The 12105-nt window shown below is 45.1% G+C and carries 12 protein-coding genes; 11 read left to right on the top strand and 1 reads right to left on the bottom strand.

Annotated features, from left to right (window positions below; all coding sequences use genetic code 11):
- Positions 1-103 precede the first annotated feature (103 nt).
- The 6 genes from truA (at position 104) to purF (ending at position 5984) form a co-directional block, all read left to right on the top strand.
- Positions 104-898, top strand: a complete 795-nt coding sequence (gene truA / locus AB4507_RS05615; RefSeq protein WP_004734161.1) for a tRNA pseudouridine(38-40) synthase TruA — start codon at positions 104-106, stop codon at positions 896-898.
- Between the two features lie 176 nt (positions 899-1074).
- Positions 1075-2001: an acetyl-CoA carboxylase, carboxyltransferase subunit beta gene (accD, locus tag AB4507_RS05610; RefSeq protein WP_017062348.1), complete on the top strand. Its 927-nt coding sequence runs from the start codon at positions 1075-1077 to the stop codon at positions 1999-2001.
- A 42-nt stretch (positions 2002-2043) separates the two neighbouring features.
- Positions 2044-3306: a bifunctional tetrahydrofolate synthase/dihydrofolate synthase gene (gene folC, locus AB4507_RS05605; protein ID WP_372132015.1), complete on the top strand. Its 1263-nt coding sequence runs from the start codon at positions 2044-2046 to the stop codon at positions 3304-3306.
- Positions 3307-3882: an SPOR domain-containing protein gene (locus tag AB4507_RS05600; protein ID WP_017063432.1), complete on the top strand. Its 576-nt coding sequence runs from the start codon at positions 3307-3309 to the stop codon at positions 3880-3882.
- Positions 3883-3943: 61 nt separating this feature from the next.
- Positions 3944-4435, top strand: a complete 492-nt coding sequence (locus AB4507_RS05595; protein ID WP_009848678.1) for a CvpA family protein — start codon at positions 3944-3946, stop codon at positions 4433-4435.
- 34 nt (positions 4436-4469) lie between these two features.
- On the top strand, positions 4470-5984 hold the full coding sequence (gene purF / locus AB4507_RS05590; RefSeq protein WP_017062345.1) for an amidophosphoribosyltransferase: 1515 nt from the start codon (positions 4470-4472) through the stop codon (positions 5982-5984).
- Positions 5985-6084: 100 nt separating this feature from the next.
- Here the strand turns inward: purF and AB4507_RS05585 are convergent, their stop codons facing one another.
- Positions 6085-6960 carry a LysR family transcriptional regulator gene (locus AB4507_RS05585; protein ID WP_017062344.1) on the bottom strand — a complete coding sequence of 292 codons (876 nt, stop codon included), beginning with the start codon at positions 6958-6960 and terminating at the stop codon, positions 6085-6087.
- A gap of 228 nt (positions 6961-7188) precedes the next feature.
- Here AB4507_RS05585 and AB4507_RS05580 point away from each other — a divergent pair, with 228 nt between their 5' ends.
- The 5 genes from AB4507_RS05580 (at position 7189) to dnaX (ending at position 11972) form a co-directional block, all read left to right on the top strand.
- The gene (locus tag AB4507_RS05580) at positions 7189-8292 is read left to right on the top strand and encodes a response regulator (RefSeq protein WP_102332530.1); all 1104 of its coding nucleotides are present in this window, start codon (positions 7189-7191) and stop codon (positions 8290-8292) included.
- A gap of 148 nt (positions 8293-8440) precedes the next feature.
- Positions 8441-8578, top strand: a complete 138-nt coding sequence (locus AB4507_RS05575) for a hypothetical protein (RefSeq protein ID WP_017067606.1) — start codon at positions 8441-8443, stop codon at positions 8576-8578.
- Between the two features lie 74 nt (positions 8579-8652).
- Complete coding sequence (locus AB4507_RS05570; protein WP_372083709.1) at positions 8653-9024, top strand: YbaN family protein; 372 nt, start codon at positions 8653-8655, stop codon at positions 9022-9024.
- 161 nt (positions 9025-9185) lie between these two features.
- Positions 9186-9731 carry an adenine phosphoribosyltransferase gene (apt, locus tag AB4507_RS05565; protein WP_017062340.1) on the top strand — a complete coding sequence of 182 codons (546 nt, stop codon included), beginning with the start codon at positions 9186-9188 and terminating at the stop codon, positions 9729-9731.
- Positions 9732-9749: 18 nt separating this feature from the next.
- A complete protein-coding gene (gene dnaX, locus AB4507_RS05560; RefSeq protein ID WP_372182351.1) occupies positions 9750-11972 on the top strand; it encodes a DNA polymerase III subunit gamma/tau in 2223 nt (740 codons plus the stop codon).
- Positions 11973-12105: the final 133 nt, after the last annotated feature.

Below are 12105 nucleotides of genomic sequence, written 5' to 3'. Positions count from 1 at the left end.
CTCGGTCGATGCTGATTGTTTATTGAAGTTTTAGCCCCATCCTATTTGGGCTAGCACTGATTTCCGTATATAATTCTCGCCCATTTTCAAAGAGAACAAGAACATGAAAATTGCTTTAGGTATTGAATATAACGGTACCCACTACTTTGGTTGGCAGCGCCAACGAGACGTGAAAAGTGTCCAAGAAGAATTGGAAAAGGCTCTTTCAGTTGTCGCGAATCACCCTGTAGAAGTTATGTGCGCAGGTCGTACAGATGCCGGTGTTCACGGTACGGGACAAGTCGTTCACTTTGAAACTAATGTCGATCGTAAAATGGTGGCATGGACAATGGGCGCGAATGCCAACATGCCAAAAGATATTGCGGTTCGTTGGGCGACAGAAGTGAATGAGGATTTCCATGCTCGTTTCTCGGCTACTGCCCGCCGTTATCGCTACATTATCTTTAACCATGCACTACGCCCAGGCATTTTGAATTCAGGTGTGAGCCATTATCATGGTCATCTTGATGAGAAAAAAATGCATGAAGCGGGTCAGTACTTACTTGGTGAGAATGACTTCACTTCGTTCAGGGCAACACACTGTCAATCTCGTAGCCCATGGAGAAACATGATTCACTTGAACGTGACTCGTCATGGACACTACATTGTGATCGATATTAAAGCGAATGCGTTTGTTCACCACATGGTGAGGAATATTACGGGTAGCCTTATTGCCGTAGGTAAAGGTGAGCAGAAACCAGAGTGGATCCAGTGGCTTTTAGAAGCTAAAGATCGAAAAGTAGCCGGCGCAACTGCAAAAGCGGAAGGTTTGTATCTGGTGGATGTTGATTATCCTGAACATTTTGAGCTACCACGAGAGCCAATTGGTCCTCTATTTTTACCGGATAATTTGAACTAAATGTGAGACTTAGGTTCAAAAATTATTACGGTTTAGTGCGTAAGATAGTCCCAGGAAATAGGTACAACCAGTTTTTTATCTACAGTCGCTGTTTTATGTGCTTTAATTCCCACGCATAATTCCCAAATTTATTTCTTTCGCAATCAAGCGGAAGAATCGAAACAAAAAGGTCTTCCATGAGTTGGCTTGAAAAGATTTTAGAAAAAAGCAACATCGTAACATCTCGTAAAGCGTCTATCCCTGAGGGTGTTTGGACGAAATGTACTTCTTGTGAGCAGGTTCTGTACCATGCTGAACTAGAGCGTAACCTAGAAGTATGTCCAAAATGTGACCATCACATGCGCATGAAAGCACGTCGTCGTCTGGATACATTCCTAGACAAAGGTGAGCGTGTTGAACTAGGTGCTGATCTTGAGCCACAAGACAAGCTGAAGTTTAAAGACTCTAAGCGTTACAAAGAACGTATCTCTGCTGCTCAAAAGAACAGTGGTGAAACAGACGCATTAGTTGCAATGAAAGGCGAACTATTGGGTTTACCTATCGTAGCGTGTGCTTTTGAATTCTCATTCATGGGCGGCTCAATGGGTTCTGTTGTTGGTGCTCGTTTCGTGAAAGCGGTAGATGCTGCTATCGAGAACAACTGTGGTTTAGTGTGTTTCTCTGCAAGTGGTGGTGCTCGTATGCAAGAGGCATTGATGTCTCTAATGCAAATGGCGAAAACCAGTGCTGCGCTTGAGCGTTTATCTGCGAAAGGCCTACCGTTTGTTTCAGTTATGACTGATCCAACAATGGGTGGTGTTTCTGCAAGTTTGGCAATGCTTGGCGATATCAATATTGGTGAACCAAAAGCACTGATCGGTTTTGCTGGACGTCGTGTAATCGAACAAACGGTACGTGAAGACCTTCCTGAAGGTTTCCAACGCAGTGAGTTCCTACTAGACCACGGTGCTATCGACATGATTGTTGACCGTCGTGAGATGCGTCAGCGCGTTGCAAGCCTTGTTGCTAAAATGACCAACCAGCCTTCACCATTAGTAGTTTCTGTGAACGATTCACCGAATGAAGCTACTTATGAAGTACCAGAAGCGCCAGAAAAAGGGTAAAGTACCTTCTAACAAACCAACTTAATTATGGTTATGAGTTAGATGAGTCAACAACCTATTCCTCAAGCCACATCCTCTTTGGAGATGTGGCTTGATTATTTATCAAACATCCACACAAGCGCTATTGATCTTGGATTAGACCGAGTTCAGGCCGTCGCCTCTAAGGCAAACCTCACCAAGCCTGCTCAACATGTTATTACTGTTGCCGGAACCAATGGCAAAGGCTCAACATGTGCACTGATGGAAGCGATTCTATTGGACGCTGGTTACTCAGTTGGTGTCTACAGCTCTCCTCACTTAATTCGCTATAACGAACGTGTTCGTATCAACGGCCAAGATCTATCTGATGAAAAGATGGTTCAGTCTTTCGATTTCATTGAGAAAGAGCGTGGCGAAATCAGCCTGAGTTTTTTCGAATATGGCACTTTAGCGGCGTTACGTGCATTTCAAACTGAAGCGGTTGATGTTGTGCTTTTAGAAGTGGGTTTAGGCGGGCGTTTAGACGCGACCAATATCGTTGAGCATGATGTTTCTGTGATTACTAGTTTGGCTGTCGACCATGTTGACTGGCTAGGTGATGACATCAATGTGATTGGTTTTGAGAAAGCGGGCATTTATCGTAGCGGTAAACCCGCTATCTGTGGTCAACCCAAGCCACCGGCTACGGTTGCAGCGCACGCTGATGACATTAAGGCTGAGTTCTACCAAGTCGGTATTCAATACACTTATGATGTTGACGGTGATACGTGGAACTGGCGCAGTGGTGCATTCCAACTAGAATCACTACCTATTCCAAGCCTGCCGTTACCTAACGCTGCAACAGCGTTGATGGCATTGGGCACATCAGAGCTTAGTATTAGCGACGTGAACGTGGTTAACGGCATGAAGAATGCGCAGCTTCCAGGTCGTATGCAGCAAATTAGCGAACAACCCGTGATTGTGCTTGATGTGGCGCACAACCCGCATTCTGCTGAGTACTTTGCGCAGCAAGTCGCGAAGAAGTATGCAGGCAAAAATTTACACGTTGTAGTCGCCATGCTTCATGACAAAGATATCCCCGCGACATTGGAAGTATTAGCGCCAATCACAACTCATTGGTATCCAGCTTCATTGCAAGGGCCACGCGCAGCGACAGCTGCTGAATTGTGTCAAGGCCTACCCGAAGGCGTAGAGCAGCATTCAAACCCTGTCACAGCTTTTGAAGCGGCTTTAGCTTCTGTTAAAGGTGACGATGTTGTGTTGGTTGTCGGTTCTTTCCATACAGTGGGTGAAGTGTTGGAGCATTGGCAGAAAAAAGGAAACTAAATGGCAAGTAAATTCCAAAGCCGGTTAGTCGGCACCATCATTTTAGTGGCCATTGGCGTGATTGTATTGCCCGATGTACTAGATGGTAAGAAGCTCCACTACAAAGAAGAGTTTGCAAGCATTCCAATTAAGCCTGAGCTTGATAGTAATGTTGAAGTGTTTGAAGTACTCGATCCCGTTGAAGATCAGATAGCGCTACCGGATTCTCCGGTTGAGCAAGTGGTTGAAAGTGGTCGTACTGATAATTCAAACACGCAAACCGCGTCTTCTTCTAATGATAAAGAAGCAGACAAAGTGGCAGTTGTGGTTAAGCCGGTACCTGAAAAAAATGAATACCAAGACAGTGCTTGGATTATTCAATTGATGGCTTTGAAGAATGCTGACAACGCAAAAAACGTTGTTAAGGATCTGCAAAAGCGCGGTTATCAGGCTCACACCAAGCAAGAAAAAACTTTTACGCGAGTAATTATTGGCCCGGATGTCTCTAAATCCAAACTTGAGCGACAAATTAAGGAATTAGAAAAAATTACGGGTTCAAAAGGCCAGTTGCTCAAATTTAAACCGTTAAATCCATAAGAAAACGTTTGCGTCAGCATTTTTTCTGTTAAAATGCGCGCCAACTTAAGATGAAGAATTCATGAATTGGTTAGATTTTGTCATTTTAGGCGTGATCGGCTTCTCTGCCGTGATCAGTTTAGTTCGTGGTTTCGCTAAAGAAGCCTTGTCACTCGTTATTTGGTTTGGAGCATTTTTTATTGCTAGCCAGTACTACGCTAAATTAGCGATGTACTTCACCAATATCGAAGATGAGATGTTTCGAAACGGAACTGCGATAGCAGCATTGTTTGTTGCAACGTTAGTTGTGGGTGCCTTAGTTAACTATGTCATCGGTCAACTAGTTCAGAAAACAGGCCTGTCAGGTACAGACAGAATCCTCGGTGTCGTCTTTGGTGGCTTACGTGGTGTTCTGATTGTGTCAGCAGTGTTGTTTTTCATGGATGCGTTTACTGCATTCCCAAGTTCTGAGTGGTGGAAGAATTCGCAATTGGTTCCAGAATTTAGTCGAATCATTGCGCCGTTCTTCGAGCATTTACAAGCAACATCTAGTTTCTTATCTGGCGCGCTCTAGCGCCAGTTAATGTCGAAAAATCGAGGATTAGGACATGTGTGGTATTGTTGGAATCGTGGGTTCAACACCTGTAAACCAGTCTATTTATGACGCTTTAACGGTATTGCAGCATCGTGGCCAAGATGCCGCTGGTATTTGTACCATAGAAAGCAATCGTTTCCGTCTGCGTAAGGCGAACGGTTTAGTAAAAGATGTTTTTGAAGCAAAACACATGCAGCGCCTACAAGGTGAAGTTGGTATTGGCCATGTTCGTTATCCTACTGCGGGTAGTTCAAGTGCGTCTGAAGCTCAGCCTTTCTACGTAAACTCTCCTTTTGGCATTACGTTGGCGCACAACGGTAACCTGACGAACGCAAATGAAGTTCGTGAGAAGTTGTTCGAAAAAGACCGTCGTCATGTAAACACAACCTCTGACTCTGAAGTTCTACTGAACGTATTAGCTCATGAGATCGATACTGTTAAAGGTAACGTAACTTCAGATGACGTTTTCCGCGCTGTGGCAAATGTGCATCGTACAATTCGTGGTGCTTACGCCGTAACGGCGATGATCATCGGCCACGGTATGATCGCATTCCGTGACCCACATGGTATTCGTCCATTGTGTCTTGGTAAGCGTGAAGTTCAAGGTAAAACAGAGTACATGGTTGCGTCTGAATCGGTAGCACTCGATGCTGTTGGTTTCGACTTCATGCGCGACGTAGCACCAGGTGAAGCTATCTACGCAACGTTTGACGGTGAGCTTTTCACTAAGCAATGTGCAGACAACCCACAACTAAACCCATGTATCTTTGAGTTTGTATACTTTGCACGCCCAGATTCATTCATCGACAAAATCTCGGTTTACAGCGCACGCGTTGAGATGGGTGAGATGCTTGGTATGCGTATTAAAGAAGAGTACGCAGACTTAGACATTGATGTAGTTATTCCAATCCCTGAAACATCAAACGATATTGCGCTACGAATCGCTCAAGCGATCAATAAGCCATACCGTCAAGGTTTCGTGAAAAACCGCTATGTTGGCCGCACATTCATCATGCCAGGTCAGCAACAACGTAAGAAGTCGGTTCGCCGTAAGCTCAACGCAATTCGCTCTGAGTTTAAAGGTAAGAACGTTCTTCTGGTTGACGATTCTATCGTTCGCGGCACAACATCAGAGCAGATCATTGAGATGGCTCGTGATTCTGGCGCAAATAAGGTCTTCATGGTTTCAGCTGCTCCAGAGGTTCGCTTCCCTAACGTTTACGGCATTGATATGCCGAGCGCGACAGAGTTGATTGCTCATGGTCGTGATAACGAAACGATTTGTAAGCAGATTGGCGCAGACGCCTTGATTTTCCAAACGCTACCAGATCTGATTTCTGCAGTGGGCATGGGCAATCAAGACATCTCTCGTTTTGATACTTCTGTATTTAACGGCGAGTATGTAACGGGCGATATCGACCAAGTGTACCTAGATTTCCTAGACTCTTTGCGTAATGACGACTCAAAGGTTCAGCGTGAGATTCAACAAGATCTTGCTAACTTAGAGTTACACAACGAAGGCGCTTAACTAGCGTTTCGTTAGTCATACAGAGTTTCGCTAGCGATAGAGAAAATAAAAAACCAGAGCATCGGCTCTGGTTTTTTGTTTATAGAGAAGGGGATTGACCTTAATGAATGTGGTATGCGATCACAAAATCAATAAACAATCTCACTTTCTCTGGTAGATGGTCTTTGTGGTTATAAAGCATGTAAATATCACGAGGGTTAGCGCTCCAGTCTTCTAAGACTTGCACTAAGCTGCCATCTTCAATGTATTCACGAATCATCACGTCAGGCATCAGGGTGATACCTAGGCCTTCTGAGCACGCTTGTCTTACGACATTAAGCGCATTGGCGTTGAAACGGCCTTTCTCGCTATTCACCACCGTCTCTTCATTCGAATTACTCAGCTGCCACTTAATCAGCGGGTAGCCTTTGAGTAGCGAATGGTTCGCTAGCTCTTCAGCATGGCTTGGAGCTGGGTTCTTCGCTAAGTACTCAGGGCTCGCGATAAGAATATCTTTGACTTCACTGATTTTTCGAGCGATTAGGCTTGAATCACGCTGAGGGCCGACTCGGAAAATTACGTCCCACTCCGTTGGATCCAGCTGATCCGCTTGGTTGTTCATCATCAGCTCAATATTGATATCAGGGTATTGAATCATGAATTCACTGAACATTGGCATCATCATGCGCTTGGTCAGGTTTGAGGGTGCCGTAATACGAATCTTACCGGAAGCGCCTTTGCACACGTCAGTTAACTCTTCTGCAGTAGAAGAGAGACGTTGCAACAGCGGAGAGCATTCATTGAAGAAACGTTCGCCTGCCTCTGTTAAAGAAAGTTTACGCGCGTGTCTATTGAGAAGCCTAAGGTTCAAAGAATCTTCTAAGGCTTGGATGCGTCGTGTGATGGTCGCAACCGGAATCATAGTCTTGCGCGATGTTGCGGTGTAGCTCCCATTTTCAACGACGAGTCGAAAGAGGTTTAAATCATCTAATTTCATAAATCCAGACACATTTGTTTACAATCTCATCTAATTTATACGTAACAGTGAGATCAATGTTTGCGTTACGTCAACTCGTTGCACTATTTACAAGTATTCCAACCCTCGTCACGAATTACCAGTAAAGAGTGCAAATTTGTGTATTTAGCATTTTATTACTAAGTTTTATATTAGTTCTTAGAACAGATAACAATAATAATTCGACTTAGTTTTGTGAGGTTATAGATTATGTACAAAACTCACAGTCAGCCAGTAATGACCTCGGCTCAGGAAGTAATTAACCAAAAATGCGTGATGTTGGTTGATGATGATCCTATTTTTCGCCGTATAACCAGCGCGTACCTAGACAAGGTTGGTTATAAAGTGGTTGAGGCTGAAAATGGACTGGACGCTTTGCAGAAACTTAGAGACTCAGCGCCAGATTTAATTGTGTGTGACTTATCAATGCCAATACTTGATGGCATAGAGCTTGTGGAAGAGCTCAGTTTAGAGTACCCGTCACTGCCTATGATCGTTGTGTCTGGCACTGATGATATGTCTGACGTGGCGAAAGCCTTGCGATTTGGTATTAAAGACTTCTTGGCGAAGCCGTTAGAGGATCACCGTCACCTAGGAAGTGCGATTGCGAATACATTGACAGATTCGTTCGATAACATTTCAGACCAACGAGATTTTTCGAGCCAATGGTTCTGTGTGGATGATGGGGGAGAGATCCCTGAAGACCAAGAACTGCATTGGCACCTGAATTACCTTCAAGATAACCCAAGCGCAGCAAAAGACTTACTGCATGCGCTGCTTCCAGAGAAAGATACGCGACAAGGCTCATGGCGTTGCAGTTACCGGTTACTGCAATCAACAGAGATGATGCCACTTGTGTTTGACTATGCGTGGATGATGAACGGGCAGTTTGCTTTTTACCTCGTCGATTCATCGTCGTCTGATAATGGCGGCTCCGCGACAACATTGTTAGTGAGAGCGCTGTTCCACGATTACATAAGAAACAGAAAAGATTTTAATGTTGATCTCAAAGATATTGCTGAAATCTTAGAGAAGGGGATTCGTTGCTCTAAATGCTCCACCCCAGTGAATGCCTTGTTTGGTGTTGCTGACCTTGCCGAGGGAACCATCTCCATTTTGCCTGCGGGTCTAGACGGGCAATGGTCGAATGGTGAATTGAATCAATATATTGCAGCAGGTGAGCGCTTGGGTGAGAACTGCAAGAAGAACTTTATTACGCGGGACCTTCCGATCGAACAGGGCTGCCAACTGTCGTTGAGCCTACTTGGAGCGGCAAGTTTTAGTTTAGACATACACCAAGGGTCTACTGATTAACCCTATATTTCCTCGGTTTTTGTGAATAATTGATTAAGGTATAGTTGCGCAAATGGTGTGGCTATGCCTTTTTTGTTAAATGTCGATTTAGCAAAGCGGGTTTGGTTCGCCGGATACTTACCTTCACTAACAAAAACAAGAAGCAATCATGGCAGATAACAAAGACTTTCAAGACCCGTTTAATGTATTCTACTTTTTAGGATTTTTAGCCGCATTTTTAATGATTCCATTGCTACCAGCAACACTTACGTTGATCCGTGTATTCAATGGTTACGCAACATTCTAGTTAAGCTGTCGTCGCCGATTGGTGATAGCTAACTCAAGGAGGCCACAATTAGCGTTCGAGTTTTAAGCCTCAATATTGCTGGTGGCCTTTGTATATTTCTCGCAGTTCTAGGGATAGTTTTGCCCGTTCTGCCAACCACTCCTTTTCTCCTTCTTGCCAGCGCATGCTTCATGCGAAGCAATCCGCAAGTTCATAAATGGATGCATGAGCACAAAACGCTGGGTCCTTTGCTGAACAATTGGTATCAACACGGTGCCGTCACCAAACAAGTTAAAACGCGTGGCGTATTCTTTATCTTGTTGAGTTTTGCGTTATCCATCTACTTTGCCCCTATCATTTGGGTCAAGGCTTTCCTAATTTGTGTACTTGTTATTCTTCTCACATGGTTTATGCGACTTCCAACCCATGAGTTGGTTGCTGACAGCAAAGAAAATCACTACCATTAAGCCAGTGTGCCTGCTTGTATAGCGGGCGTTTATTATTTCAGCAATCAGAGTTATGACTCTCGTTGCAATGAATACCAATCGTACCTTTCCTTAATTCCGAGCGTTGATGTTTGATTCGTTAACGAGAGTTTGGAAAGCGGCCTAATGAAGTGCATAAGATTATGAACACAGAAAAAATCTCTCTGATCAAAGCAAGCATCAAAAGCATTCCTGATTACCCTAAAGCGGGTATTTTGTTCCGTGACGTAACAAGCTTGATGGAAGATCCAGTAGCTTACAAAGCGACTATCGACCTGCTAGCGGAAACATACAAGGACATGGGCTTTACTAAGATCGTTGGTACTGAAGCTCGTGGTTTCCTATTTGGTGCGCCTTTGGCACTTGAGCTAGGTGTTGGCTTCATTCCTGTTCGTAAGCCGGGCAAGCTGCCTCGTCAAACTGTGGCACAATCTTATGAGCTTGAGTACGGCACCGACACTCTAGAAATCCATACTGATGCTATCGTTGAAGGCGATAAAGTGTTGATGGTTGATGATTTGCTAGCAACGGGCGGTACGATTGAAGCAACAACAAAGTTGATTCGTCAGCTTGGTGGTGTGGTAGAACACGCTGCATTTGTTATTAACCTTCCAGAAATCGGTGGTGACAAGCGCTTACAAGGCTTAGGTCTAGAAGTGTTTAGCATCTGCGAATTCGACGGTCATTAATCCTTTTCGGAATTATTCATGAGCTATCTTGCGTTAGCGCGAAAATGGCGACCAACCAAATTCAAAGAAGTGGTTGGTCAAGCCCATGTTTTAACAGCATTAGAGAATGCCCTTAGCCAGAATAGGTTGCACCACGCATACCTGTTCAGCGGTACACGAGGTGTTGGTAAAACAACCATCGGTCGTTTGTTTGCTAAGGGACTCAACTGTGAAACAGGCATTACCTCAACACCTTGTGGTGAATGTGCAACCTGTAAAGAAATCGATGAAGGTCGCTTTGTTGACCTGCTCGAGATCGATGCGGCATCACGAACTAAGGTAGAAGATACCCGCGAGCTTCTGGACAATGTTCAGTACAAGCCTGCACGTGGTCGCTTCAAGGTTTACCTAATCGATGAAGTCCACATGCTTTCCAGGCACAGCTTTAACGCGCTTCTAAAGACCTTAGAAGAGCCGCCTGAGTATGTGAAATTCTTGCTCGCAACAACGGATCCACAGAAGCTTCCAGTAACGATCTTGTCGCGTTGTTTGCAGTTCCATCTTAAGCCGATCAGCGTTGATAATATTCACGAGCAGCTCGATCATATTCTTGAACAAGAAGATGTGACGTCTGAATCTCGTGCGCTTGGAATGATTGCTCATGCTGCTGATGGCAGTATGCGTGATGCGCTAAGCCTTACAGACCAAGCTATCGCATTGGGTAATGGCAATGTCGTAACAGATACTGTTGCTCACATGCTCGGAACACTGGATACCGACCAAGCTATCCACTTGCTTGAAGCGATTAGCAGTAAGCAGCCACAGCAAGCGATGGCGTGTATCCAAAGCCTTGCTGAGAACGGTGTTGAGTGGGATGGTTTGCTGAATCAGCTTGCGGCCCAACTGCATCGTCTTGCGATGTTCCAAGCTTTGCCATCTACATTAGATAAGGCACAGCCTGACGCTGAGAAGCTTGAACTACTGAGCAAAGCGCTTAGCCCACAAGACATTCAACTCTATTACCAGATCGTGTTGAAAGGTCGTGAAGACTTACCATTGTCGCCAACCGCTCGCGTTGGTATTGAGATGGTGGTTCTGCGTATGTTGGCATTCAGACCTGCTGAGCAAACTGTTGCTACGGCTATCTCGACTGAGTCGACTAGCCCAGCGCCTGCTCCTGCAGCTCAGAATCCGGTTCAGAACGTTGCTCAGTCAGTGAGTCAACCTGCGCCAATGGCAGCTCCGAGACAGCCTCAGATGCAACAACAGGCGCCTCAACAGCAAGCTATGCAGCAGCCACCCGTGCAACAGACTCCAGCACAGTATTCAGATTCGCAAGGTTACGCTGAACATTCAGGCAACCAAGGTTATCCTGAGCAGGATTACCCGCATAGCCAGTATGACGCGCCTCCTGCTTATGATGAGCGTCCAAGCTACGGTGCAGAGCAGCCTCAGCAGCAACAAACGAATTATCAAAACCAGAGTCCGGTTCAACAGCCAAGCGTTGCACCTTCTGCTCCGCAAGAGCAGCCAGCGCGTGCAACTTCGCCTGTGAGTGGTTTACGCCACCAATTACGTTCTCAACGTAGAGGCAGTTCGGCAACAGAAAACAAAGGCTCGGCGCCAAAAAAGGCTAAAGCGACACCAGCTAAAACTTCAGTTCTTGATCGAGTTGCTCAGCAACACGGTGGTTCTGAGCGGGTGTCGCCAGCTTCTTTATCAGCCTCTTCGACAGAAAATGTGACCAACGATAATGAACCTTATCGCTGGAAACCGTCTAAACCTGTAGTGAAAGAGGTGAGCAAAGAGCTTACACCTACTCAGATCAAACGTGCGTTGGAGCATATTAAGACACCAGAAATGGTCGATAAATTGCTTCAAGAGTCGATTGCTCAAGATGAATGGTCAGCCACGATTCAAAAGCTAGACACAGCCAAGCTTGTTGAACAGTTAGCATTGAACTCAGTGTTTGCTAAAAACGACACATCAATCACTTTAACGTTAAGAGCGAGCCAAGCTCACTTGAATACCGACCGCGCGCAGAGTGAGTTATTGCAGTCTCTCAATACTGTGCTTGGAGAAGAGTGTCATTTGAGTGTTGAAATCGGTGATGGTGGAGAAACGCCGCTAGAATTACGAGAACGATTGTATCAAGGTAAGTTGAAAGACGCGTTTACCGCTTTAGAAAACGATGCCAACGTACAGTTCATTGAAAGACGTTTTGCCGCTGAACTCGACAGAGACAGCGTTCGTCCTATCTAGAACGTTTTCTTGTTTAGTGACCGGCGTATCATCCCAGATAAGCAAATCTGAGAACTGAACATCGAGGGGTTGAATCACACTGTTTTAACCCCCATTTAAGCTCGTATAGCTTAATTAATTTTAATAAACCAAT

It is taken from the genome of Vibrio sp. 10N.222.54.A3, from assembly GCF_041474095.1.
GTDB classification, from domain to species: domain Bacteria; phylum Pseudomonadota; class Gammaproteobacteria; order Enterobacterales; family Vibrionaceae; genus Vibrio; species Vibrio crassostreae_C.
Note: the sequence above shows the minus strand (reverse complement) of the source record. Positions and strands in the feature narration are given on the sequence as shown.